The organism is Candidatus Palauibacter sp. (genome assembly GCF_965216145.1).
GTDB lineage: Bacteria > Gemmatimonadota > Gemmatimonadetes > Palauibacterales > Palauibacteraceae > Palauibacter.
Genome location: NZ_OZ244149.1, coordinates 224,008 through 248,914, shown reverse-complemented (window position 1 = coordinate 248,914; position 24,907 = coordinate 224,008). Strand labels below are relative to the sequence as shown.

23 protein-coding genes, 1 other RNA gene and 1 pseudogene are annotated in these 24,907 nt (G+C 70.6%); all 25 read left to right on the top strand.

All coding sequences use genetic code 11. The features are described from left to right. The first annotated feature begins 3 nt into the window (after window positions 1-3). The 25 genes and pseudogenes from ACOOHF_RS01190 to ACOOHF_RS01070 all read left to right on the top strand — a co-directional run bounded on the left by ACOOHF_RS01190 (window position 4) and on the right by ACOOHF_RS01070 (window position 24,903). On the top strand, window positions 4-2,160 hold the full coding sequence (locus ACOOHF_RS01190; protein ID WP_420463041.1) for a thioredoxin domain-containing protein: 2,157 nt from the start codon (window positions 4-6) through the stop codon (window positions 2,158-2,160). Between the two features lie 18 nt (window positions 2,161-2,178). Next, window positions 2,179-3,246 carry a mechanosensitive ion channel family protein gene (locus ACOOHF_RS01185; RefSeq protein ID WP_420463040.1) on the top strand — a complete coding sequence of 356 codons (1,068 nt, stop codon included), beginning with the start codon at window positions 2,179-2,181 and terminating at the stop codon, window positions 3,244-3,246. A gap of 195 nt (window positions 3,247-3,441) precedes the next feature. Continuing rightward, window positions 3,442-4,407 carry a ribose-phosphate diphosphokinase gene (locus ACOOHF_RS01180; protein WP_419940849.1) on the top strand — a complete coding sequence of 322 codons (966 nt, stop codon included), beginning with the start codon at window positions 3,442-3,444 and terminating at the stop codon, window positions 4,405-4,407. Between the two features lie 43 nt (window positions 4,408-4,450). Continuing rightward, window positions 4,451-5,095, top strand: coding sequence for a 50S ribosomal protein L25/general stress protein Ctc (locus ACOOHF_RS01175; RefSeq protein ID WP_420463039.1), 645 nt, complete (start codon window positions 4,451-4,453; stop codon window positions 5,093-5,095). Between the two features lie 21 nt (window positions 5,096-5,116). Beyond that, window positions 5,117-5,677, top strand: a complete 561-nt coding sequence (pth, locus tag ACOOHF_RS01170) for an aminoacyl-tRNA hydrolase (RefSeq protein ID WP_420463038.1) — start codon at window positions 5,117-5,119, stop codon at window positions 5,675-5,677. A 27-nt stretch (window positions 5,678-5,704) separates the two neighbouring features. Beyond that, window positions 5,705-8,095: a sodium-translocating pyrophosphatase gene (locus tag ACOOHF_RS01165; protein WP_420463037.1), complete on the top strand. Its 2,391-nt coding sequence runs from the start codon at window positions 5,705-5,707 to the stop codon at window positions 8,093-8,095. 18 nt (window positions 8,096-8,113) lie between these two features. Beyond that, window positions 8,114-8,383: pseudogene (gene rpsF, locus ACOOHF_RS01160) on the top strand (30S ribosomal protein S6); the annotation flags it as partial. 470 nt (window positions 8,384-8,853) lie between these two features. Continuing rightward, window positions 8,854-9,072, top strand: a complete 219-nt coding sequence (gene rpsR, locus ACOOHF_RS01155) for a 30S ribosomal protein S18 (protein ID WP_419936532.1) — start codon at window positions 8,854-8,856, stop codon at window positions 9,070-9,072. 69 nt (window positions 9,073-9,141) lie between these two features. Then, on the top strand, window positions 9,142-10,017 hold the full coding sequence (locus tag ACOOHF_RS01150) for a DUF2232 domain-containing protein (protein ID WP_419936533.1): 876 nt from the start codon (window positions 9,142-9,144) through the stop codon (window positions 10,015-10,017). Window positions 10,018-10,054: 37 nt separating this feature from the next. After that, window positions 10,055-10,504, top strand: a complete 450-nt coding sequence (gene rplI, locus ACOOHF_RS01145; protein ID WP_419936534.1) for a 50S ribosomal protein L9 — start codon at window positions 10,055-10,057, stop codon at window positions 10,502-10,504. A 19-nt stretch (window positions 10,505-10,523) separates the two neighbouring features. Continuing rightward, window positions 10,524-10,913, top strand: a complete 390-nt coding sequence (gene rsfS / locus ACOOHF_RS01140; protein WP_419936535.1) for a ribosome silencing factor — start codon at window positions 10,524-10,526, stop codon at window positions 10,911-10,913. 167 nt (window positions 10,914-11,080) lie between these two features. Next, window positions 11,081-12,649, top strand: a complete 1,569-nt coding sequence (locus ACOOHF_RS01135; protein WP_420463036.1) for an SPOR domain-containing protein — start codon at window positions 11,081-11,083, stop codon at window positions 12,647-12,649. Further along, on the top strand, window positions 12,646-14,178 hold the full coding sequence (locus ACOOHF_RS01130; protein ID WP_420463035.1) for an SPOR domain-containing protein: 1,533 nt from the start codon (window positions 12,646-12,648) through the stop codon (window positions 14,176-14,178). Before ACOOHF_RS01135 ends, ACOOHF_RS01130 begins: the two co-directional genes overlap by 4 nt. Before the next feature lie 4 nt (window positions 14,179-14,182). Next, window positions 14,183-17,701, top strand: a complete 3,519-nt coding sequence (gene smc, locus ACOOHF_RS01125; RefSeq protein WP_420463034.1) for a chromosome segregation protein SMC — start codon at window positions 14,183-14,185, stop codon at window positions 17,699-17,701. Further along, window positions 17,698-18,495: an MBL fold metallo-hydrolase gene (locus ACOOHF_RS01120; protein WP_419936539.1), complete on the top strand. Its 798-nt coding sequence runs from the start codon at window positions 17,698-17,700 to the stop codon at window positions 18,493-18,495. The genes smc and ACOOHF_RS01120 overlap by 4 nt, the downstream gene beginning before the upstream one ends. Before the next feature lie 79 nt (window positions 18,496-18,574). After that, window positions 18,575-19,618, top strand: a complete 1,044-nt coding sequence (aroF, locus tag ACOOHF_RS01115) for a 3-deoxy-7-phosphoheptulonate synthase (protein ID WP_419936540.1) — start codon at window positions 18,575-18,577, stop codon at window positions 19,616-19,618. Next, the gene (locus tag ACOOHF_RS01110; protein ID WP_420463033.1) at window positions 19,557-20,000 is read left to right on the top strand and encodes a YraN family protein; all 444 of its coding nucleotides are present in this window, start codon (window positions 19,557-19,559) and stop codon (window positions 19,998-20,000) included. The genes aroF and ACOOHF_RS01110 overlap by 62 nt, the downstream gene beginning before the upstream one ends. Before the next feature lie 42 nt (window positions 20,001-20,042). Beyond that, an RNA gene (ffs, locus tag ACOOHF_RS01105) (signal recognition particle sRNA small type) lies at window positions 20,043-20,138 on the top strand. A 9-nt stretch (window positions 20,139-20,147) separates the two neighbouring features. Then, window positions 20,148-21,869, top strand: coding sequence for a DNA polymerase III subunit gamma/tau (dnaX, locus tag ACOOHF_RS01100; RefSeq protein ID WP_420463032.1), 1,722 nt, complete (start codon window positions 20,148-20,150; stop codon window positions 21,867-21,869). Window positions 21,870-21,874: 5 nt separating this feature from the next. After that, window positions 21,875-22,210 carry a YbaB/EbfC family nucleoid-associated protein gene (locus ACOOHF_RS01095; RefSeq protein WP_419936543.1) on the top strand — a complete coding sequence of 112 codons (336 nt, stop codon included), beginning with the start codon at window positions 21,875-21,877 and terminating at the stop codon, window positions 22,208-22,210. Then, window positions 22,207-22,794 carry a recombination mediator RecR gene (gene recR, locus ACOOHF_RS01090; protein WP_419936544.1) on the top strand — a complete coding sequence of 196 codons (588 nt, stop codon included), beginning with the start codon at window positions 22,207-22,209 and terminating at the stop codon, window positions 22,792-22,794. The genes ACOOHF_RS01095 and recR overlap by 4 nt, the downstream gene beginning before the upstream one ends. A 7-nt stretch (window positions 22,795-22,801) precedes the next feature. Then, entirely contained in the window at window positions 22,802-23,152 is a 351-nt protein-coding gene (locus tag ACOOHF_RS01085) for a hypothetical protein (protein ID WP_420464415.1), read from the top strand. Further along, window positions 23,047-23,778, top strand: a complete 732-nt coding sequence (gene pgsA, locus ACOOHF_RS01080; protein WP_420464405.1) for a CDP-diacylglycerol--glycerol-3-phosphate 3-phosphatidyltransferase — start codon at window positions 23,047-23,049, stop codon at window positions 23,776-23,778. Before ACOOHF_RS01085 ends, pgsA begins: the two co-directional genes overlap by 106 nt. Next, window positions 23,759-24,265, top strand: a complete 507-nt coding sequence (locus tag ACOOHF_RS01075; protein ID WP_419936545.1) for a CinA family protein — start codon at window positions 23,759-23,761, stop codon at window positions 24,263-24,265. The genes pgsA and ACOOHF_RS01075 overlap by 20 nt, the downstream gene beginning before the upstream one ends. Window positions 24,266-24,294: 29 nt before the next feature. Then, window positions 24,295-24,903, top strand: coding sequence for a nucleotide exchange factor GrpE (locus ACOOHF_RS01070; protein WP_419936546.1), 609 nt, complete (start codon window positions 24,295-24,297; stop codon window positions 24,901-24,903). Window positions 24,904-24,907: the final 4 nt, after the last annotated feature.

Sequence of the window (24,907 nt, the reverse complement as noted above, 5' to 3'; positions counted from 1 at the left end):
CTTATGTCAGACTCAGACTGCGACCCGGCGCCCCGGGACGCCGGGCACCGGGCCAACCGGCTCGCGCGCGAGAAGAGCCCCTACCTCCTCCAGCACGCCTTCAACCCCGTGGACTGGTATCCGTGGGGCGAGGAGGCGTTCGAGCGGAGCCGGGCCGAGGACCGTCCCATCTTCCTCTCGATCGGCTACGCCACCTGTCACTGGTGTCACGTCATGGAGCACGAGTCGTTCGAGGACCCGGATGTGGCGGCGCTCCTCAACCGCGACTTCATCTCGATCAAGGTGGACCGCGAGGAGCGGCCGGACATCGACGGGGTCTACATGACGGTGTGCCAGCTGATGACGGGCCAGGGCGGCTGGCCGCTCACGATCGTGATGACGCCCGACAGGCAACCCTTCTTCGCGGGCACGTACTTTCCGCGCGAGAACGTCGCCGGCCGCCTGGGGATGCTGGAACTGCTGCCCCGGCTCGCGGGGCTGTGGCGAGAACGGCGGGCGGATGTCGAGGCGGCCGGGGCCTCGGCGCTACAGGCGGTGCGGGAGGTCGAGGCGCGGGGGATCGGCTCGGGCGGCGGTACGCTGGACGAGGAGACGCTGCGCCGCGGCTTCGGCGATCTGCTGGCGCGCTTCGATCCACACCAGGGCGGGTTTTCGCGCACGCCCAAGTTTCCGGCGCCACACCAGCTCCTCTTCCTCCTCCGCTGGAGCGACCGTGCCGGCGATCCACGCGGCGTGGAGATGGTCGAGAAGACCCTCGTGTCGATGCGGCGGGGCGGGATCTTCGACCACGTCGGCTACGGGTTCCACCGCTACTCGACCGACGCCCGCTGGCTCGTCCCGCACTTCGAGAAGATGCTGTACGACCAGGCGCTCCTCGCCATGGCGTACACGGAACTGTGGCAGGTCACGGGTGACGAGGCGCACCGGCGCGTGGCCGGGGAGATCTTCGAGTACGTGGCGCGCGATCTCACGGACCCCGGCGGCGCGTTCCATTCCGCGGAAGACGCGGACAGCGAGGGCAGGGAGGGGGCGTTCTACGTCTGGGCCCGCGAGGAACTCGACGAAGTGGTCGGCTCGGCGCTCGGCGAGGAGGCGGCCCGCCTCGCGCGGCGCGCGTTCCAGGTCGAGGCGCGCGGGAACTTCGCCGACGAGGCGTCGGGGCTCCGGACGGGCGAGAACATCCTTCACCTGAGGGAGACGCCCGCGGAGATCGCGGCGGCGCTCGGCGAGGAGGTCACCACCGTCGAGGAGAGCCTGGAGGAGGTCCGGCGGGTCCTGTTCGAGAGACGCGTGACCCGCGTCCGACCGCTGCTCGACGACAAGATCCTCACGGACTGGAACGGCCTCATGATCGCCGCCATGGCCGGCGGCGGACGCGTCTTCGGGGACGAGCCGCTCGTCGAGGCCGCGGCGCGGGCGGCGGACTTCATCCTCGAACGGCTGCGCGACGAAGACGCGCGCCTGCTCCATCGCCACCGGGACGGCGAATCGGCCATCCCGGCCGGGGCGGCGGACCACGCCTGCCTGGCCTGGGGACTCATCGAACTGTACGCGGCCACCTGGGACCCGCGCTGGCTCCGAGAGGCTCGCGGTCTGCTGGACGAACTTCTGAAGCGATTCTGGGATCCGGACCGGCACGGCGTGTTCAACGTGGACGCGGAGCAGCGCGACGTCCCGGTGCGCCAGAAGGAGGTCTACGACGGGGCGACGCCCTCGGCCAACGCGGCCACCTGGTACGTGCTGCTCCGCATGGGCCGGCTCACGGGCGACCTCGGGCTCCTCGACCGGGCGGAGTCGCTGCGCCGCGCGCTCGCCGGTCCCGTCGGGGGCGCCCCCTCCGCGCACACGATGTCGCTCGTGGCGCTCGATCTGGCGCTGGGGCCGGCGCACGAGGTGGTGGTGACCGGCGACCCGGACGCGGCCGATACGCGGCACATGCTCGCCGCGCTGACGGACCGCTACGGGCCGCGCACGGCGGTCCTCTTCAAACCGGCGGATGGCGCGGCCGACGGGCGCGCGGCGGCCGACCTCGAGGCGGTCGCCCCCTTCACCGGGGCGTACGACGTCCGCGACGGACGCGCGACCGCGTACGTCTGTTCACATTTCGCATGCCGCCGTCCGACGACCGATGTCGCGGAGATGCTTCACCAACTTTCCTGATTCAGAGGAGTCCGGCGCATGGGCCTGGACCAGACCATCTACGGAAACACCCTTGGCGAGTGGCTGATCGCCGCCGGCATCTACGCGGCGACGACGCTGGGGCTGTGGGCCGTGGAACGCTACGCGCTGCGGGGGTTCGCCCGCTTCGCCCGCGGCACGCAGACCTCGATCGACGATCTCGTCGCCGACGTGCTCGGCGAGACGAAGTTCGGCCTCATCCTCTTCGTGGCGCTCTTCGCCGCCTCGCTGGCGCTCGAACTCGACGCCACGGTGGCGCTCATCATCCGCCGCGCCGCCGCGATCGCCATCGTCGTCCAGGGCGGCATGTGGGCCAACGCCGCGATCGCCTTCTGGGTCACGCGCTTCGTGGACCCCACGGCGGGCGAGGACGCGGAGGCCGTGACCATGGTGAGCGCCCTCTCGTTCGTGGGCCGGCTCGGGGTGTGGTCCGTCGTCCTCCTCCTCATCCTCGACAACCTCGGCGTCGAGGTCGCGGCCCTCCTCGCGGGTTTGGGGATCGGCGGCATCGCCGTCGCTCTCGCGGCCCAGAACGTCCTCGGAGATCTCTTGGCGTCGCTCTCCATCATCCTCGACAAACCCTTCGTCATCGGCGACTTCCTCGTCGTGGGCGACTACATGGGCACGGTGGAGCGCATCGGTCTCAAGACGACCCGGCTCCGGAGCCTGGGGGGCGAGCAGCTCATCGTCGGAAACAACGACGTGATCAACACCCGAATCCGGAACCTCGGGAGGATGGCGGATCGGCGCGGGGTGCTGACGGTCGGGGTGACCTACAACACGCCGCGCGAAATGCTGGCGCGGATCCCGGCCTGGATCGAGGAGATCGTCGACACGCAGGCGGAGGTGCGTTTCGATCGCTGCCACCTGTCCGGCTTCGGGGAGTCGGCCGTCGAGTTCGAGACGATCTTCCATATGACCGTCCCCGAGTACGACCGGTTCATGGATGCGAAGCAGGCGATACTGCTCGCCCTCCACGAACGGTTCGAGCGGCACGGCGTGGCGTTCGCCTATCCGACGCGGGTCGTGTACACGATCCCCGCCGCGGATGCGTCGGCCGTGGAGTAATGTCCACCCCGGACCCTTGCGATCTCGTTGACAGAAAGGCGCGTCTGCCGGTAGTCTAGGCGGCTGTCGCCGGGGTGTGAGACCCCGCGGCGCACGGGTTCGGGACCCACATGTTCTTCCTCCTTCCGGCATGACCTCCGTGTCCTCGTGGACGCGAGCGAGCCGGAACCAGATCAGCGAGCCAGGTCGACACGCATGGACACCACGGACTTCTCGTTCCACACGAGTCCGATCATGCTGCTCTCGGGCAGCGCGAATCCCGCTCTGGCGCAGGGGATCGCGGACGTGCTCGACGAGCCGCTGTGCGACGTTACGATCAAGCGGTTCGCGGACGGAGAGATCTTCGTCCGCATCAACGAGAACGTGCGCGGGCGCGATGTCTTCCTGATTCAGCCCACGAATCCGCCGGCCGAGAACGTGCTCGAACTCCTGATCCTGATCGATGCGGCGAAGCGGGCTTCGGCGGAGCGAGTCACGGCGGTCGTGCCCTACTACGGATACGGGCGCTCCGACCGCAAGGATCAGCCCCGCGTGTCCATCGCGGCGAAGCTGCTCGCGAACCTGATGACGGCCGCCGGCGCGGACCGGGTCCTCTCCATCGACTTCCACCAGCACCAGATCCAGGGCTTCTTCGACATCCCTGTGGACCACCTGTACGCGGCTCCGGTGTTCCGGCGCTACTACGAGATGAAGAAGCTGGACAACCTGGTCGTGGTGGCGACGGACGTGAGCGCCGCGAAGATGGCGAGAGGCTATGCCCGCCGGCTCGGTGGTGAGATCGCGATCATCGACAAGCGGCGGCCGGCGCCCAACGAGGCGGAGGTCTCGAACATCGTCGGCGACGTCGAGGGAAAACACTGCATCGTCCCCGACGACATGATCGACACCGCCGGCACCATGGTGTCGGCGGTCGAAGTCCTCAAGGAACGGGGGGCGCTGGACATCTACATCCTCGCCACGCACCCGCTCTTCTCGGGACCGGCGCTGGAGCGCATCGCCGGCGCCGACATCAAGGAAATCACGGTGACGGACACGGTGCCGCTCGGCCCCGGGGTTCAGGAAGGACTCCCGAACCTGACGGTGCTCTCCGTGGCGAGCCTGCTGGCCCAGGCGATCGAGAGCACGCACACGAACAGTTCCGTGAGCCAACTGTTCAAGTGATGCATCAAGCGAACCGAATCGATGGAAGCGAGTCGAGAGACAGATGACGAAGGAAACTTCAAGGCTGACGGCGCAGGCCCGCACCACGTCGGGGAAGGGCGCCGCGAGGCAACTCCGCCGGAGTGGCCGGCTGCCCGCCGTTGTGTACGGGCGCCGCGAGGAAGCCGAGTCGCTCGCGCTGGATACGCACGAGTTGTCGCGACTCCTGAGCCGCATTCATGCGGCCACCACGGTGATCGACCTCGAGGTCGACGGCGGAAAGCCCCGTCCGGTGCTGATCCGCGAGATTCAGCGCCATCCGTTCCGGCCCGAGTTGCTGCACGTCGACTTCTTCGAGATCCGCTCGGACGTCAAGATCCGCGTTCAGGTTCCGATCCATCTGCTCGGGACCGCGGTCGGGGTGGAGATGGGCGGGATCCTGCAGCAGCATCGGCACGAGATGGAGGTCGAGTGTCTGCCCGGCGAGATTCCGCCCGGGTTCGAGGTCGACATCTCGGGGCTCGACATCGGCGACGCGATCCACATCTCGGACGTGGACGCGGGCGGGGTCACGGTTCTCGGCGATATGGATGAGACTCTCTGTACCATCGTGCCGCCGGCCGCCGAAGAGGTAGAAGAGGAAGAAGAAGTCGAGGAGGGCGCGGAGGAAGAGGCCGAGGCCGAGGCCGAGGAGGAGGCCGAGGGCTAGCGCCGATCGGGCGCGAGACCGGTGCGGCTGCTTCTGGCACTGGGGAATCCGGGGGGCGAATACCGGGATACCCGGCACAACGTGGGCTGGTGGTTCGCGGATCGGCTCGTCCGGCGCTGGGGTGGCGGCCGGTTTCGCGATGAGGGAACCACGGCGTGGACCGTGGCGGCTGCGCGCCCGGGGATCGAGATCCACAAACCGTTGACGTACATGAACCGGAGCGGCGCGGCCGTGGCGGCGCTCCTCTCCACGCGGCGTTTCGACACGGGGGCGGACATGCTCGTCCTCGTCGACGATGTCGCACTGCCCGTGGGGCGCTTTCGCGTTCGGCGGAGCGGTTCGCCGGGCGGCCATAACGGGCTCACGTCGCTCTCGGCGGCGCTCGGCCACGACGGCTACCCTCGCCTGCGGCTGGGCGTCGGGCGGCCCGCGGACGACCGGATCGACCTGGCCGCCTGGGTGCTGGCACGCATGCCACGGGCGGAGGAGGAAGCCGCTTTGGGCGCCTTCCCGCGGGCCGCGGAGGCGGTGGAGCACTGGCTCGAACATGGCGTCGAAGCGACGATGAACCGCTTCAACTAACCGCTCAGAACAAGGAGCGAGACCAACGTGGTCGAACTTATCGAATTCGCGATCTGGCTCGGAGTGATCGGGCTCTTCTTCTCCTTCGCGCTCTTCATGTACGTGAGGAGCCAGCCCGTCGGGACCGAGAGGATGGCCGAGTTGGCGGAGGCGATCCACTCGGGGTCGATGGCTTTCCTGAGGCGCGAATACACCGTGCTCCTGCCCTTCATCGTGGTCGTCGCCGCCCTCCTCCTGTGGCTGGTGGGCGCGCGGACGGCGGTGGCCTACGGGCTGGGCGCCGCCTGCTCGATCATGGCCGGCTTCTTCGGCATGCAGGCCGCGACCTCGGCCAACGTGAGGACCTCGGAAGCGGCGCGCTCGGAGGGCCAGGCCAAGGCGCTGCGCGTCGCCTTCTCCGGAGGCGCCGTGATGGGCACGGCCGTGGCGGCGCTCGGTCTGCTCGGGATCGGCGCCGTGATCGCGATCTACGATCCCCGGGCGACCGGGTTCCGGCCCTTCGGCGAGATCATCTCCGGGTTCGCGATGGGCGCCTCGTCGATCGCCCTCTTCGCGCGCGTCGGCGGCGGGATCTTCACGAAGGCGGCCGACGTCGGCGCGGACCTCGTGGGGAAGGTCGAGGCCGGCATCCCCGAGGACGACCCCCGCAATCCCGCCACGATCGCCGACAACGTGGGCGACAACGTGGGGGACGTGGCGGGCATGGGCGCGGACATCTTCGAGTCCTACGTCGGTTCGGTCATCGCCACCATCGTAATCGGCGTGACGAGTTCGATGATCCTGGACGGGTCGAGGTTGGCGGCCGTGGCGCTTCCGATCCTCTACATCATGGCGGGCTTCCTCGCGAGTGCCCTCGGTATCCTCGCCATCCGCGTACTCGAGAGGATGAGTCCGGCCGCCGCGCTCCGGTGGGCGCCGATCGTCGGCGCGGTGGTGTTCTGGGTCATGGCCTACGCGATCACCGTCAACCTCCAGTTGTTCGACGCTTCGGCCGAGGGCAAGTGGATCTTCATCCACCCGAACGCGGGGCCGTTCTGGGCCATGCTGTTCGGGTCGCTGGTCGGGATCGCGATCGGGCTCGTGACCGAGTACTACACGGCGGAGGGGCCGATCCGGAGGATCGCGCAAGCCTCCGAGACGGGTTCCGCCACGAACATCATCACCGGTCTCGCGGTCGGGATGGAGTCCACCGCGATCCCGATGCTCCTCATCTCCGCCGCCATCTTCCTCGCCTACAACTTCGCCGGTCTGTACGGGATCGGGATCGCCGCGGTCGGCATGCTGGCCACCGTCGGCGTGACGATGTCGGTCGACGCCTACGGCCCGGTGGCGGACAACGCGGGCGGGATCTCGGAGATGGCCGAACTGGGCCCGGAAGTCCGTTCGATCACCGATTCGCTCGACGCGCTCGGCAACACGACGGCGGCGATCGGCAAGGGGTTTGCCGTCGGCTCGGCGGCCCTGACCGCGCTCGCCCTCTTCTCCGCCTATGCGAACGCCGTCGGCCTGCGCGAGATCGGGATCAACCTCGTCGACCCGCTCGTCGTCATCGGGCTCTTTATCGGTGGCGCGACCCCATTCTTCATCGCCGCGCTCACGATGACGGCGGTCGGGCGGGCGGCGGCCGGCATGGTGGCGGAGGTGCGCCGCCAGTTCCGTGAGATCCCGGGCATCATGGAGGGCACCGCGAAGCCCGATTCGGCGCGCTGCGTCGACATCTCCACCCGGGCCGCGCTGCGGGAGATGATCGTGCCGGGCCTGGTGGCGATCATCGTTCCGATCGTGGTCGGTCGCTTCCTCGGGACCGAGGCGCTGGGCGGGGCTCTGGCCGGCGCGACCGTGACCGGCGTGCTGCTGGCGCTCTTCATGGCCAACTCCGGCGGCGCGTGGGACAACGCGAAGAAGTACATCGAGACGGGGGCGCACGGCGGGAAGGGCTCGGAGCCGCACAAGGCGGCCGTGGTCGGCGACACCGTGGGCGATCCCTTCAAGGACACGTCCGGCCCGTCGATGAACATCGTCGTGAAGCTGATGAGCGTGGTGTCGCTCGTCCTCGCGCCGTGGTTCGTGGAGGTGCACGGGATGGCGGCGGCCACCGCCGAGAGCGTCGGGCCGGCCCTTCGGGGGCATCGGCGCCGTGCGGCGGCTGGTGTCGAAGCTGGAGCTGGCGCGGGAGATCGAAATGGCGGCGCTGGGCGCCGCGCTCCAGGCGTTCGGGTTCTTCTAGCCGCCGGGGTCGCCGCCGGCACGGGCCCCGCGGCGTCCCGCGGTCTCCTTGACAGCGAGGCCGGGGGACCTAGCTTCCGCCGGCCTTCCGCTCCCCGATGGGGGCACGAGGAAGCACCCGCCGGGCGCCGGCGGGACGGCAAAGCGACGTGCCAAATGACTCCTGCTCCGACCGCGGGTCGGGGCCGATGAGACCGAAGGAGCCTGTCGATGCGCGATTACGAGATCGTGTACATCTTTCGTTCGAGCCTGACCTCCGAGGAGATCGAGGCGAAGCTCGAGCGCTACCACGCCATCATCGCCGGAGATGGATCGGGCGAGATCACGGCGGCGAGCCACTGGGGCAAGCGGCAGCTCGCCTACCCGATCCAGAAGCAGAAGAACGCCTACTACGTGGTCGTTCAGTTCACCTCGGACCCGGCTCCGCTCACGGGCCTGGAGCGCGCGCTGAAGCTCGATGACGACGTGCTCCGCTATCTGATCGTGATCGCCGAGCGTCCACTTCCCGCTCCCGAGGAACCGCCGGATGAGTCCGCGGAAGCCCCCGCGGATCCCCCGGAATCGGCGGAACCCCCCGAGGACGAGGAAGCCTCCGAGGCGGAAGCCGCTGAGGAGGAAGCTCCCGGGGCCGAGGAATCCCCGGAAGAGGCTCCCGAAGAGGAGGACTCAGAAGCAGAGGCTCCCGGGGACGAGGGCTCCCCGGAAGAGGCTCCCGAAGCAGAGGCCTCCGAAGAGGCTCCCGAGGAGGCCTCCGAAGAGGAGGACTCAGAAGACGAGGACTCCGCGGAAGAAGCCGCCGCCGAGGAGGACGCCGAAGCAGAGGACGCCGAAGTAGAGGACGCCGAAGTAGAGGACGCCGAGAGGACTCGGCGGAAGAAGCCGCCGCCGAAGAGGACGCGAGCCCCGAGGCACCGGCCGCGGACGCCGACGCCGAGACGAAGGAGGACTAGATGGCCTTTCGAAAGGCGTGCCGATTCTGCGAGGGCCGGATTGCCCGCGTGGACTACAAGGATGACCGCGGGCTGGACCGCTACATCTCGGATCGCGGCAAGATCCTGCCGCGGCGCGCGACCGGGACGTGCGCGCGGCACCAGCGGCAGATGGCGACGGCGATCAAGCGGGCGAGGTACCTCGCGCTGCTGCCGTATATCCGCGGCTACTACGACTAGCCGACGGAGGTTCGGTCGCTGACGGAGCGTCGGAGGGGCCTCTGGCGGGCGGGCGGACTCATCCTGCTGGTGATTCTGCTGTCGCCCCTCAATTCGTCGCCCCTCGGACTCATGGCCATCGTCGGTGTCCCTGCGGCCGTCGCGATCCTCGCGTTCGAGCCGCCGCAGACCGGAACGGCCGTTCTGGCGCTGCTCCTGCTGGCGGGAGCCGCGGCGGGGTTCGGGGAGGCGACGCCGCTGTGGTACATCGAACGGGGCTGGGCCGTCCTGCTCGCGGGCGGGTTCGCCATCAGCACGACGCTGGCACCGGGGCGACCCATCCTCGATCGGTCGCTGATGGGGGTCGCCATCGCGGGAGGCACCGTCGGCGCCATGGGAGCGCTGCGGCCCGACCTGCCGGCGGCGCTCGACCGGCATGTCTCCGGGCAGTTCGACAGGGTCCTCGCGATGTACGACTCCCGGGCCCTCGGCGGTCCCGTGGTGGACGCGGCGGTCCGGCAGTTCGTCGCTCTGTGGGAAGCCGTGTACCCGGCGATGCTCGTACTCGCTTCGGTCTCGGCGCTGGCGTTCTGCGTGTACCTTCTCGGCCGGATCCGGGGAGAGGAGGCCGCGTTGCCACCGCTGCGGCACTTTCGGTTCAGTACGCACCTGGTCTGGGTGCTCATCCTGGGGCTGGCGCTCCTCGTCCTCCCCGCGGGGGACTGGGCCGACCGCGCGGGGGTCAACATGGTGACGGTCATGGGCGGCCTGTACCTGCTTCGGGGCACCGCGGTCCTCGTGTGGCTGGGGGCTGCGGTGATAAGCTCGGGCTGGGTGATCGCCGTGTGGGCGATCGCCGCGCTGGCCCTCTATCCCCTGACGATCGGGACGGCCCTCGTCGTGGGCGTCAGCGATACCTGGCTGGACCTCCGGTCGCGGCTGGGGGTGGAAACAAGAGAAAAGTGAACCCCCGCGCGCCGGTGGGTTCGAAGGGAGGGAATCGATGGTGGAAGTCATCCTGAGAAGAGACGTCGTCGACCTCGGCCACGCGGGCGAACTCGTGACCGTTCGGCCGGGATATGCGCGCAACTACCTGATACCGAAGGGGATCGCGCTCGCCGCCACGGAGGGCAACCGACGTCGGTTCGAGGAGGAACGGCGTCACATCGAACAATCGGCCGCGCGGGACCGCGAAGCGGCCACGCAACTGGCGGGCGAACTCGAAGGCCGTTCGGTGACCTTCACCCGACGAGCCGGCGACGGGGGGCGTCTGTTCGGGTCGGTCACGGCCGCGGACATTGCCGACGAACTGGAGAAGGCGGACGTCCCGGTGGAACGCCGGGCGGTCGTCCTCGACGAGCCGATCAAGGACCTCGGCGTCTACGACGTCACCCTCCGTATCCACGCGGAGGTGGAGCCCACGCTCAAGGTGTGGGTCATCGCGGAGGAATGACGGCCGCCGGGCGCACAGCATGAGCGCACTCCCCCTGGACGAAGTGTGGCGCCAGCTCGCGGAGCGGGGCGATCCGTCGCCCGAACTGCGCAGCGTGACGGAGGCGGCGCTGGAGAGGAACGCGCGCGTCGCGACCATCCTCGATCTGCGCGGGCTGTCGGACGTCACCGACTTCTTCGTGATCGCGACCGGAGACTCGGACACGCACGCACGCGCGATCAGCGAGAATATCCTCGATCGGGCGCGGGGCGACGGCTTCCGCCCCGTCGGCGTGGAAGGGCTGAGCACGGGACGTTGGGTCCTGATGGACTACGTCGGTCTCATCGTCCACGTCTTCCTCCACGAGGTCCGGGAGTTCTATCAGTTGGAGCGCCTGTGGGGCGATGCCCCTCTGTTCGAACTGGAGTGAGCCGTTCCCGGTGGCCGTCGCTGCCCGCCGGCGCCCCCCCGCCAGCCTTTTCTTGCGGCGCTTTTCGAGGTTCCGCTAGCTTATGATCGAACCCCCACGGCGGGCCGGTGGATGTGGCTGATGTGACGAGTTCATTGGGACTTTCTTCCTCTCGCTTCGTCGCTTGCGTGGCGCGCGTTCGGGCGGCTCTCCCCATCACCCTGTGCGCGTCCCTCGCGTGCGGAAGTCCTCCGGCCGACCAGCCCGAGCCCCTCGAAGGGACGCCGCTCGTATCCGGCTCTTCGTTGCCGCGCTACGGGCTCCTCGTCATCCCGAATCGGGGCGGGGTGGCGCAGTTTCGATCGGTCGCGAACCCGTCCACGGTCCGCTGGACCGGTCGTCTGGCTCTGGGGCGCGTCACCGCGGCCTATTCGCTGGGGTCCGCGGCCGTGCTGCGTAGCGGGTCACGGCTCCGTCTCTATGCCACCTCTCCCACGGAAACCATCAGCCCGCTCCCCGACGCGCCCCCGGACGCGCAGTGGATCCCCTCGGTGTCGGGCGGCGCCTTCGTGGGGCGTGGTCGTATCCTGGCCCTCACGGCGGCGAGCACGGCCGAGGTCACGGCCGAGGGCGATGTCCTCTGGGCGGCGCCGGCCGCCGGGGGACGGGTCGTCGCGCTGATCGAGGCGGAGGAGGGCCCCCAACTCGCCGTGTGGGAGCCCGGCGAGGCCGAGCCCGCGGCGACGCGGGCGGTCGGCGCGCGCGGGCCGACCGTGCTGACGGGCTGGGGGGGGCAGGTCGTGACCGCGTCCGAGGACGGCGGCGGCTTGACCGCCTGGTCGATTCCCGGACTGGAGCCGGGCGCGGCTGTCGGGCTCGCCGGGCGGCCGGCCGCCCTGGCGACGTCACCGTCCCAGCACCGCGTGTTCGCCGCTTCCGCCGACCGCGCGCGGTTCGTGACCATCGACCGGTACGACTGGCGCGAGGTCGGATCGTCGAGCGTCGAGGCTCCCATCGAGGCGCTGCGCCCGGGCATCGCGGGCGACCGCATCGTCGCCTTCGATGGCGTGCGCGCGTGGACGGCCAGGGTCGGCGAGACCCGCCTGGAGGCGATCCCCGGCGAGTGGCGGCCCGATCTTCCCCTCGCGCTGCCCGGCGGGGGCATTCTGGTGTCGACCGGGGACGGGCTCGGCTTCCTCGCTCCGGCGACGGGGGAACTCGAGACCGTGGACGGTCCCGTCGATGCTGTATGGCTCCCGTTCCGGTGGGGACCCCGGCTCCCGGTCACGACGGTCGCCGCGGCGGCCGACGACACGATCGGAGACGCGGAGGAGGCCCTCGAGGCGCTCGCCGACAGCCTCCCGCCCGCCCCCGGCCGCATCGGGCTCCTGACGCTGGGCACCCCTCCCGGCCGCGCCGCCGTGGCGCTGGAGGCCGAAGCGCCGGCCGGACCCGCCGCCGTGTCCGACCCGCCCGCCGAGCCCGAACTGCCCGGCGGCTTCTACGCGGTCGCGATCTCATCGCGTCAGCTGACGAGCCTCGGGAGGATGCGGCAACTGCTCGACGGGTCGGGATATTCGACGCACGTGCTGCGGCGGCTGGACGAGGCGAACGACATGTGGTACCGGCTTCTGGTAGGCCCCTACGCGTCGCGCCCGGATGCCGAGGCGGTCGCGCGGGAGCTTCGCCGGGAGCGTGGAATCGACGCGTGGATCCACGAGGAATCAGACGATCAGGTGAACCGGAGGCAGCCTTGACGGAGTCGGACTCTTTCTCCTGGGATCTCCCGGGTGACGCGCGGATCGTGGCCCTCGTGCATGAGAGTGCGGAGAGGGAGAGAAGCACCACCGTTGTGGACGCGATTGCGACCGCGATCGGGCGTCGCCGCGAACACACGCTGGTCCTGGGCACCGAACCCGGGCCGAACCCGCTCGACGAACTCGCGGGGGGCCTCGAGTCGGAAGGCTGGTCCGCTTTCTTCGCCGGTCGTGCGCGCCTCACCGAGGTGGCCGTGCAGCGGCCCGAGTGCCCCTACCTGTACCTCCCGGCGGGCAGGGATCCGGAGGAGGTCGCCGAGTTACTCCTGGACGACAGGTTCACGACCTTCCTCGAACGCGTCCGGGAGCGCGAGGGGACGCTCTTCCTCGTCGTCTCCGAGCGGACGCCGCTCGCGCCGGACCTCGGCAGCCATCTCGACGGGTACGTCGCGCTGGGGGATGTCCGCCGCGCCGATTCCGCCGAGTTCGCCTACTACGGTCGCGTGCGGTACGACGCGGCCGACGCGGGGGCGGCCGCCCCGGAGGACGAGGCGAGCGCCGTGGTGGAGACGGCCGTCGTGGACGAGACGGCGGCTGTGGACGAACCGTCCGGGGCGGACGAAGAGGCCGCCGCGGAGCCGGATCGGGAGGCTGCGCCGTTCGGGCCGGAGACATCGCCGGCCGATCCCGCCGCCCCCCGGCGCCGTTTGCGCGCCCGGTCCGTGGTCTGGCTGCTCGTTGTGGCCGCCCTCCTGCTGGGTGGCTGGTGGATATACCGAAACCCGGGGCCCGTCGAGGGCCTCCTCACCCGGTTGCGTTCCATGGTAGCGGAACCCGACGCCTCCGCCCCGGTGCCGGAGTCCGTCGCGGTGCCGGAGCCCGCGCCGCTGGAGACGGCAGAAGAGACGGAACCGGAAGCGGGCGCGGAGCGGGCCGACACGGTGCCCGACGCTTCTCCCGGGACGCCGCCCGATTCGCCGGCCGCGTTCGACGCGGCCAGCGGCGGGCTCGCGTTCGACGGAGCGGCCGAGCGGCCGTTCTCCGTCCTCATGGGGAGCCTCAGAGATCCGGCCGACGCGGAGAGCCGAATCGCCGAACTCCGCGCGGCGTCGCCGGGCTCGCTTTTCTTCGCCGCGCCGACGCCGGTCGACGATGTCCTCTATCACCGGGTCTTCGCGGGGGCGCTCGGGAGCGAAGCCGAGGCCGCGGCCCTGCTGGACGCGCTCGTGCGGGCGGAGGCGTCGGGGGAGGCGAATCCGTGGCAGCTTCGTCCCGCCCGGCTCGCGTACGATCTGGGATTGTTCGCCGAACGGGCCGCCGTGGAGGCCCGAATCGCCGAACTCTCGTCGCGCGGTATCCCGGCATACAGCCTCGCAACCCCCCTTGAGGGACGCGCCGTTTTTCGCGTCTACGGGGGAGCCTACGAGGATGAGCAGGCCGCCCTGCCCATGGCCGGGATCCTCGAGGCCGCGGGCGAAGCCGCGACGCTGGTGCCGCGACGCGGTGACGAAACGCCCTCGACCTCGTGAGCGCGTGAGGATCAAGGCCCTGACGCTGCGCGGATTCAAGTCGTTCGCCGATCGGACGCGGATCGAGCTTCACGACGGGGTCACCGCCGTCGTGGGCCCCAACGGCTGCGGAAAGTCGAACATCTCCGATGCGCTGCGCTGGGTCCTCGGAGAGCAGCGCCCGACGGCGATCCGCGGCTCCCGCATGGAGGAGGCGATCTTCGGCGGGACCGAGGTACGCAAGCCGATCAATCGGGCGGAGGTCCTGCTGGAACTTTCCAACGAGGATGGGGCCCTGCCCGTGTCCTACGCGGAAGTAGCGATCGGCCGAACGGTGTACCGCGGGGGTGAGAGCGAGTACACCCTGAACGGCGCGCCCTGCCGGCTGAAGGACATCCTCGACCTGTGCCGCGACACGGGCCTCGGTGCGAACGCCTACGCGCTCATCGAAGGGCGGATGATCGACGCGATTCTCTCCGACCGCGCCGAGGAACGGCGGGCGCTGTTCGAGGAGGCGGCCGGGGTCGGACGCTACAAGGACCGGCGCCGGATCGCGACGCGGCAGCTCGAGCAGGCGGAGAGCGACCTGGAGCGCCTCGACGACGTCCTCATCGAGGTCGGATCGAAGGTGCGATCGCTGGCCCAGCAGCGTGGCCGCGCGGAACGTCACGCGAGACTTCGGGATCGGCTCCTTCAGCTCGAGGTTGCGGTGGCCGGCGCCCGCCTCGAACGGACCGGAAGGCGGCTGGCCGAGGCCCGGGCCGAACGCGAAGGCCTCGCACGGGAAACGCCGCCCGGGCAGGTGGACATCCGGACGACGGAGACCCGGGCGGAGACGCTCCGGATCCGGCACGCGGAGCTGGAGCGGGAACGGGCCGGGCTGGCCCGCCGGGTCGAGGAGGCCCGACGCGCTCTCGAGGACCAGGAGCGCGCCCTGCTCCTGGCGCAGGAGCGCATTACGAACGCACGCGACCGGCTCTCCGCCGTCGGTGCCGAAACGCGACGCCTGGAACGCCGGCGGGCGGGTCTCGTCGCCGGGGGTGCGGAAGCCGAAGCCGCATTCGAGGCGGCGCTGGCCCTCGCCGCGGAAGGGAGCCGGATCGAGGCCGAACTCCGAGAGGAGGCCGATACGCTGGCCGCCGAGGCGCGCGCCGCCGCCTCCGGGCGCGATGCCGCCCGGGAGGCCGTGGAGCAGGCGCGGCGCGAGGCTGAGCGCTGGAGGCTGGAGCTGAGCGTTACCGAGGCCAGGGCGCGCGACCGGAGCGAGGAACTGGAACGCCACCGACCGGCGCTCGACTCGCTCGCCGGCCAGGAGCGCGAACTCCGCGGACAGGCCGCGAAGGCGGCGGCACTCGAATCCGGGCTGGCCGAACGCGCGAGGCGGGTGAGAGACGGTCTGCAGGCGGCGCAGGACGCCGCCGCCGCGGCCGAGGAAGCGCTGCGCCGCGCCCGCGAGGCGCAGGCGGCCCTCGAGGGACGGCTTGCCACGGCCAGCGCACGGGCTTCGAGTCTGGGGTCGCTCGTCGGGTCGAGCGCCCTGCTGCCCGAGGTCGTGGCCAGGCTGCTCGAGGACCGGGCGGAGATCCCGGGCCTGCACGGAGCGCTGTCGGAGTTCATGGAAGCGCCCGCTCCCTGGGCAGCCGCCGTCGAGGCCCACCTCGGCCCCTGCCTCCACGGCGTCGTCGTCCGCGATTGGTCGACCGTGCGCGCCGTCGAGGCATGGCTCGAGCGGAGCGGTGCGGAAGAAGGTGTCCTCGTGCTTCCGCTCGAGCCCGGCCCCCTGTCGGTCCCCGCCGCGGTGGACGCGCCGCTTCTGGACAAGGTGGAGGCGAAGGGTGCCGGCGCCGTCTGGGTGACCGCGCTCCTCTCGGGCGTCGGGGTCGCGGACGACGGCGAACTCGCCCCCCGGGCCCACCCGTGGGTCGACGCCGACGGCCGGCATCAGGATCCGCGGGGCGCCGTGTACCTGGGGCGCGGCACGGGAGGCGAGGGCGTCCTGAGTCGACGGGCCGAACTCCGGGCCCTGCGCGAGGAGGTCGTCGGGCTGGAGCGCACGCGGGCTCGGTCGACGGAGACCCTGCAGCGGCTGGAATCCGAGGTGGCGGCGGCCCGGGAGCGGGTCGATGGGTCCCGGACGGCGGCTTCGGAGGTGGAGTCCGCGCGGCGGGAGGCCGAAGCCGACCGGGCGTCCGCGGAAGCCCGCCTGAAGCGGCTCGACCGCGAACGCCGCGAACTCACCGGCCGCATCGAGCAACTCGAGGCGTTCGGCGACGACGAAGTGGCGCGTTCGGCGACCGGCGAGACGCGGGGGCAGGAACTGGAGCGGCTCGCGTCCCGGTCGGAGTCCGCCTGGAGCGCCGCGTCCGACACCGCCCGGGAGGCCCGCGACGCGGCGGAGGCCGGGAGGGCCGACCTGCACCGTGCGCAGCTGGAGCAGGCTCGCAGGGAGGCGGACGTGGAGAACCGGCGCGCAGCCGCTGCACGCGTCGCCGAGAACCTGGCGGACGCGGAGGAGCGCGCGCGCGCGCTGGCACGCGAAGAGACGCGCCTCCACGCACTCATCGCCGAGAGCGAGCGTCTGTCGGAGGAAGCAGAGGCAGCCATAGGGCAGGGGCTGGAGATTCGGGCGCAGCGCGAGGCGGAGCTGGCCGGGATCGAAGGACGGATCGCGGAGGGGAGGGAGCTTCTGGAGCGCCTCGACTCGGAGTTGAGGGAGGCGCGCCGGTTGGAGCGGGAGCGTGTCGAGGCCCGGCACCGGCTCGACCTGGAGATCACGCAACTCGAAGCGGCGGAGTCGTCCGTCCGCGGACGCCTGGAGGCGGAGTGGGACGCGCCGCTCGCGGAACTTCGCGGCCGCGTCTCGCCGGTCGACGACGCGGAACCCGACGAATGGGAGGCGGAACTCGAGCGGGTGCGGCGTTCGATTGCGCGTCTCGGCCCGGTGAACCTGCTCGCCCAGCAGGAATACGAGGAAGAGCGGGCGCGCCTCGAGTTTCTCACCGGCCAGCGCGACGACCTCACCGGTGCGGGCGACGACCTGCGCACCTCCATCCGCCGGATCAACCGGGAGGCGTCCGCCGTCCTCTCCGAGACGTTCGAGGCCGTGCGCGCGAATTTCCACCGCACGTTCGTTTCGCTGTTCGAGGGTGGCGAGTGCGACGTCTGGTTCGAGGACCCCGAGGACCCGCTCGATTCACCGATCGAGATCTCGGCCAGCCCGCGAGGGAAGAGGACACAGCGCATCCACCTCCTGTCGGGCGGCGAGCGCGCCCTCACCGCGCTGGCCCTGCTGTTCGCGATCTATCTCGCGAAGCCGAGTCCGTTCTGCCTCCTCGACGAGGTCGACGCTCCGCTGGACGAAACCAACATCCTTCGCTTCGTCCGGATGTTGAAGGAGTTCAAGCGGGAGACCCAGTTCATCGTCATCACCCACAACCCGCTCACGATCGAGAACTCCGACTGGATTTACGGCGTGACGATGCAGGAGGCGGGCGTCTCGTCCATCGTCGGCGTGGAATTCGACTCGGCCCCACAGGTGGCGTGACCGCCCTCGGGGTCTCGGCCGACGAACTCATCGTCGCCGGCTGCGGTACGGTGGTCCCCGAGGGAGACCGTGCGGCCTCCGCCTACTGGGTGTCCATGGATCGGGCGCGCGTCCTGTTCGACTGCGGTCCCGGGGCCGTGCAGGCGCTCGCGCGGCTCGGGCTGCCCTGGGGCGGTCTCACGGACCTCGTCATCTCCCATTTCCACGCGGATCACGTCGGCGCGCTCCCCGGTCTCCTGTTCGCGTTCCGACACGGTCTGGAGAGGCCGCGCGCGCGTCCGCTCACGATATCGGGGCCGAGCGGCACGCGGCGCTTCCTGGAGCGGCTCGCGGACGCGTACGGCGACTTCGTGCTCGATCCGGGTTTCCCCCTGCGGATCGAGGAAGTGGCGCCCGGCAAACCCCGTGCCCTGGACGGCGGGCCGCTGCTCGAAGCCCACAGCACGCCGCACACCGAGGAGAGCGTCGCGTGGCGGCTCGACGGCGCGGCGTCCAGCTTCGGCTACAGCGGCGATACGGGCCCCTCCACGGAGCTGGGACCGTTCATGCGCGGGGTCGGCGCTCTGGTGTGCGAGTGCTCGCTCGACGACGCGGATGCGGCCGACAACCACCTCTCGCCCGGCCGTGTCGCGGCTCTGGCATCCGCCGCGCGGCCGCGTCTCCTCGTGCTCACGCACATGTACCCCCACTTTCGGATGCGGTGCGATGTCGCCCGCCTGGTGGCGGAGGCCGGGTATCCCGGCGACGCGTGTCTGGCGCGGGAGGGACTCCGGGTCACGTTGACGAACGGTTGAGGCAGGCCGACTATCCTGCTCCTGCCGGATCCGGCCCATCCGGGCCGGCCGGGACATCGCCCACGCACGGGGGGGACCAATGCTGGTGGTCATGAGGCACGGCGCCACGTCCGCACAGATCGGCGACGTGGTTCGCGCCATAGAGGACATGGGGTATCGGGCGCGTCCGATGCCGGGGGCCCAGCGGACGACCATCGGACTCGTCGGCAACGACGGACGCGTCCAGGAGAGTCGGCTCGTCGGGCTCGACGGCGTCCTGCGCATCATCCACGTCTCGCAGCCGTACAAGCAGGTGAGCCGGGAGTGGTGGCCCGAGGACACCGTAATCGAACTCGACAACGGGGTGAAGATCGGGGGCGAGGATGTCGTCATCATGGCGGGTCCGTGCTCGGTCGAGTCGCGCGAACAGATCCTCGAGTCCGCGCACCGGGTGGGGGCGGCCGGGGCGACCGTGCTGCGCGGCGGAGCGTTCAAGCCGCGGACCTCGCCCTACTCGTTCCAGGGACTGGGCGAGGAGGGGCTGCGGCTTCTCGCCCGGGCTCGCGAGGAGACGGGGCTCGCCATCGTCACCGAGGCGCTGGACACCGACAGCATGGGTCTCGTGGCCGAATACGCCGACATCATCCAGATCGGCGCCCGCAGCATGCAGAACTATTCGCTCCTCCGCGCAGCGGGCCGGGCGGGCAAGCCGGTGCTCCTCAAGCGGGGCATGGCGGCGACGATCAAGGAACTGCTGCTGGCGGCGGAATACATCGTCGCCGAGGGCGAGCCGCGCGTGATGCTGTGTGAGCGGGGCGTGCGGAACTTCGACACGCACGCCCGGAACCTGTTCGACCTCACGGCGGTGGTCACGATCCAGGAACTGTCGCACCTGCCGATCGTGGCCGATCCGAGCCACGGGACGGGCGCCCGCGCGAAGGTCGGCCCCATGTCGCGGGCGGCCGTGGCCGCGGGCGCGGACGCGCTCATCCTGGAGGTGCATCCCGATCCCGCTTCCGCTGCCTCGGACGGGCAGCAGTCGCTCAACCTGGATCAGTTCGACGCCCTCATGGTCGAACTGCATGCCATCGCGGACGCGATCGGTCGCCGTATCGCCCGGGCGGTGGTCCCGGCCCACGGCTGAGCGGGCCGGCCGCGTCCCCACCCGGACGACCGGCGACGTCGGCGAGCGGCTCGCGGCCCGGTATCTCGCGGCCGACGGATACGACATCCTCGACCGCAACTGGCGGGCCGGCCGTCTGGAGATCGACCTGGTGGCCCGCACCGGCGATACGGTGGCCTTCGTCGAGGTGAAGACGCGCCGCGCGGGCGTCCAGCCGCCCTCCGAGGCCCTGGCGCCCGCGCAACGCAGGAGGATCCGCCACGCGGCGGGGGCCTGGCTGCGGCGGAACCCGGGCGTCGGCGCGGAATTCCGGTTTGACGTCGTGGCGGTCGAGTTGGGACGCGGTGGCGGGTGCCGGATCGAGCACATCCCCGACGCCTTCTACGGAGAGGACGCCGTCTGATTTTTCTGGCCGCTGTCACCGCGGGCGGATAAGATACTTGTGCCCCAGGCCCGTGGGGCCGAAGCGCGTCAACCCCGTCAGGACCGTGAAGGTAGCAGCGGTAAGCGCGTGACGGTCGCCACGGCCCGCCTGGGGTCCATGATCCGGATGTCCCACAGCACCTACGAGCCCGTGTACCGCACCGCGCTTGCCAGAACCTACCGGCCCCGTCGCTTCGCCGATCTGATCGGCCAGGACCACATCGGGCCCACGCTCAAGGCCGCGGTCGAGTCCGGCCGGGTCGGCCACGCGTATCTCTTCTGCGGCCCCCGCGGCGTCGGCAAGACGACGAGCGCCCGGGTCCTCGCCATGGCGCTCAACTGCCCCGGACAGGAGGGGGGCGAACCGTGTGGCGTGTGCGAGTCCTGCGAGCGGATCTGGTCCGGCGGCGCCTCCCTCGACGTGGTGGAGATCGATGCGGCCAGCCATCGCGGCGTCGAGGACGCGCGCGACCTGCGGCGCCGGGCCGCGTACGCGCCCACGAGCGAGGACCGCTACAAGGTCTACATCCTCGACGAGGCGCACATGCTCACGCGCGATGCGTGGAACGCGCTCCTCAAGATCCTGGAGGAGCCGCCGCCGCGGGTCATCTTCGCCTTCGCCACCACGGAACCGCAGAAGATCGAGCGCGGGGCGGCCCCCGTCATGTCGCGCTGTCAGCGGTTCGATTTCCGGCGCGTCTCCGTTGGGGACATCACCGGACGGCTCGAAACGGTCCTCGAGCACGAGGGCATTGAGGCGGAGCCCGGAGCGCTGCGGGCGATCGCCCGCCGGGCCGAAGGGGGGGTGCGCGATGCGCTGTCGTCGCTCGACCAGGTACTCTCGTTCCGCGGCGACGCGGTCGAACTGGCCGACGTGCGGCGCATGCTCGGGCTCGTGGACGAGGACCGATACATCGAGTTCTTCGATATCGCGGCGCAGCGCGACCGGGCGCGCGTGTTCTCCTTCGTCCAGACGCTGCTCGACGACGGACACGACCCGGCGGAGTTCCTGCGCGGGTTGGGCGACGCGCTGCGCACGCTCCTCGTCCTGCGGCTCGATCCCGAAGCCGATTCCGTCGAACTCCTCCCGGAATCGCGGCAACGCTTCCTCGCGGCGGCCGCCGCCATGGTCCCCGCGGATCTCCTCAGGATGCTCACGGCGCTGGGCGACTTCGAGGCGTCCGGCGCCCTGCACCGGTCCTCTCAGCCGCGGATCCAGCTCGAGGTGCTGCTCCTGCGCCTCGTCCGCATGGAGTCCACGGTGGAACTCGAGGAGCTCCTGGCGGCCCTGGGAGGAGGGTTGGAGGAGGACCCCGCCCCGCGTCCTCCTTCGCCGAGGCCGAGTTCTCCAGCTCCATCTTCCCCGAACCCCCGGCGCGGAAGATCGGCTCCGGGACCCGACGGGGGCTCCCCGAAGCCGCAGGCGCCGAAGCCCCCGGCGGAGGCCGCGCCCGCCCCGCAGGCCGCGCCGGCCCCGCAGGCTCCGGCCCGGTTGCGTGACGCGTGGGCGAGGGCCGTCGCCGAAACGCGCGGCCTCGGGGGCTCCGCGATCTCCCTCAGGGGCGCCGAGGTGCAGGGGCTCGTCGACGATCTTCTCACCCTACGCGTGCCGTCCGGGTTGCGGGGCGACCTCGAGGCGCTGCTCGCGGACAGACGGCGGTCCGATCCGCTGCGCAGGAACCTCGCGAATCGCCTCGGACGGGAGCGGCTCGAAGTCGCAATCGTCAACAACGAAGGCGGGAGGATGACGGCCCGGGAAGCCGCCCGGAGCAGGGCGGAAGGGTTGATGGACGGGAATCCGCACCTCAGAGAAGCCGTGAAGGCGCTTGATCTCACCTTGAAGGAGTAGCCGTCGTGGAAGGAATAAACTTGCAGCAGATGATGCAGCTCAGCCAGCAGATGCAGGCCCGGGTGGCCGAGATGCAGGAGAAGCTCGAACGTCAGACGATGGTCGCGGCCTCGGGCGGCGGGATGGTCGAGGTCACCGCGGACGGGAAGGGGAACATCAAGGGCGTCTCCATCGACCCCGCCGTCGTCGATCCGGAGGAAGTGGAAATGCTCGAGGACCTCATCGTCGCCGCGGCTTCGGAGGTGCAGCGGCGGGCCCGTGAGCGGTTGGAAAGCGAAATGCGCAGGGCCGCCGGCGGCCTCCCCCTCGGGGGGCTCGGCAATCTGCTCGGCGGGCCGTGAACGCGATCGAGGCCCTCGTCGGCGAGTTCGCGCGCCTGCCCGGGATCGGCCGCAAGACCGCGCAGCGGCTCACCTATCATCTCCTCAGGGGGTCCAGGGACGATGCCAGGCGGCTGGCGCGCGCCGTCGACCGGGTGGCCGCGGAGGTGCGCGTGTGCGGCGCGTGCGCCAATCTGAGCGACATGGATCCGTGCGAGATGTGCCGCAGCCCGCGACGCGACCCGGCGCTTCTGTGCGTCGTCGAGGAGGCCTCGGACATCCCGGCGATCGAGAATTCCGGGAACTTCGGCGGACTGTATCATGTACTGGGCGGGCGGTTGTCCCCGCTCGACGGGGTGGGGCCCGAGGACCTCAACATCCGTGCCCTGCTTCGGCGGCTCGGAGACTCGGTGCGGGAGGTGATCATCGCGACGAACGCGAGCGTGGAGGGAGAGGCGACGGCGACGTATCTGCAGCGCCTGCTGTCGTCGGCCGCCGACGTGCGGGTCACCCGGCTCGCGCGGGGGCTCCCGGTGGGCGGCGACCTCGAGTACGCCGATGGCGTAACCATCGCCGAGGCCTTCGCCGGCCGGCGGGACATGTAGAGGCACGATGACGACCCGGATCGAGTACAGAGACCCCGAGCGCGACACCTCGACGGCGTGGAAGATCGCCGCGGCCGCCCTCCTCGGCGCCGCCGCCGCGGTCGGCCTCGGGATATACCTGGCGCGCGACCAGATGCGACGACACCGGCGGGAACTGTTCAGCCCGCATCCGCTCCGGCGTCTGGCGGCGCTCGGCTATCTCAAGTCACACCCAGCGGTCGACGACCTGCCCCTGCTTCGCGATTACCTGACCTGGGAGGAGCGCCCCCTGCTTCGGAAGCGGGCCTCCGCCATCCTCAGCCGTCTCGAGGGCGCGCTCGCGGGCGATGGATTCGTTGGAAGCGGAGAACCATCCTGAATCTCCCGAACGCCATCACCTCGGCGAGGATCCTGGCGGCGCCGGTGGTGACCGCGCTGCTCCTGCAGCCCAGCCCGCTGCCGCGGATCATCGCCTTCGCCGTCTTCCTCGTCGCCGCCCTCTCCGACCTGTGGGATGGGCATCTGGCGAGGGCGCGCAATCAGGTCACCTCGTTCGGGAAGATCGTCGACCCCCTGGCCGACAAGCTGCTGCTCGTCGCGGCGCTGCTTCCGGTCTACAGCATCAACCTCGGCCAGTCGGGAGCGGGATCTCTCCCCCTGTTCGACGTCATCCCGCTCTGGGCCGTCATCGTGCTCCTCGGGCGCGAACTCCTGGTCACCCTTCTCCGGTTCCTCGCGGCACGGCGGGGCCGGGTCGTCGGGGCGCTGACACTGGGGAAGAGAAAGGCTCTCGCCCAGAACATCTTCATCTGTTCGGCGATCCTCTGGGTGGCCTTCCTGACGCCGGGATTCGCCGCGCCATCCGGCCAGGCCTGGCGCTGGTTCTCCGCCTTCCTCGGCTGGCTCACCACGGTCTTCCTCACGGTCGCGGTCGTCCTCACGCTGATTTCGGCCGTTACGTACGTGGCGACCTTCTCGCGCGTCATTGCGGGGCGCCATTCGTAACGACGGCTGCGCGCTGTTCGACGTGGCGGCCGCGCTCATCGGGCGCCTCGACCGGAAGGGCCACACGCTGGTGCTGGCCGAGAGTTGCACGGGGGGGCTCATCGGGGCGGCGCTCACCGCCGTGCCGGGCGCCTCGAAGGTGTTCCGGGGCGGGCTGATAAGCTACGATGACGCCGCCAAACGGGCGCTTCTCGGCGTATCGGAAACCTCGCTCCGCCGGCACGGCGCCGTGTCGAAGACCGTGGCCCGGGAGATGGCCGCCGGAGCCCGGCGTGCGGGGGACAGTACCTGGTCCCTCGCCGTCACCGGGATCGCCGGACCATCGGGCGGGACCGCCGAGAAGCCCGTGGGCACGGTGTGGATCGCCCTCGACGGTCCTTCGCGCGCCGTCCGGTGTCACCACTTCCAGGGCACCCGGGAGGAGATCCGCGAAGCCGCCGCCGAGGAGGCGATGCGTTGGTTGGGTTCGCGTGTACCAGGAGACTGACCGTTAGCCAGATCTTGCGAGGATAGTCGATGGTCAAGCGGGACAAGAGACGGGATACGAAGAGCGAAGAACCGGCGGAGGTCGGCCCGGACACCTCGGACGCCGCGGTCGGGGATGCCGAGGAGGCGGAAACGCCCGGGCACGTCGATGAGGTGGCCGCGCCCAGGGCCCGGGAGGAGGGCCACCCCGCCGACGAACTCGCCGCGCTCCACGACCGCTATCTTCGGCTCGCGGCCGAGTTCGACAACTTTCGGCGCCGGACGCGGCGGGAACTGGGCGAAGCCGGAGAGGGCGCCCGCGCGGGACTGGCGAGCAAGCTGCTCGAGGTCATGGACGACCTGCAGCGCGTAGCCGAAACACCGATCGATGGCGCGACGAGGGAGACGCTGCACGAGGGGATCGGGCTCGTGGCGCGCAAGTTCGCCAAGGTTCTGGCGGACAACGGGGTGGAGCAGGTCAACCCGGCGGGCGAGCGCTTCGATCCGACCCTCCACGACGCGCTCATGATGACGCCGACGGACGACCCCGAGCAGGATGAACTCGTGTCGCACGTCGTCCTCGTCGGATATCGCCTTGGCGACCGGCTGCTCCGCCCGGCCCGCGTCACGGTCTTCCGTCACGACGAAGAAGATACCTGAGCCG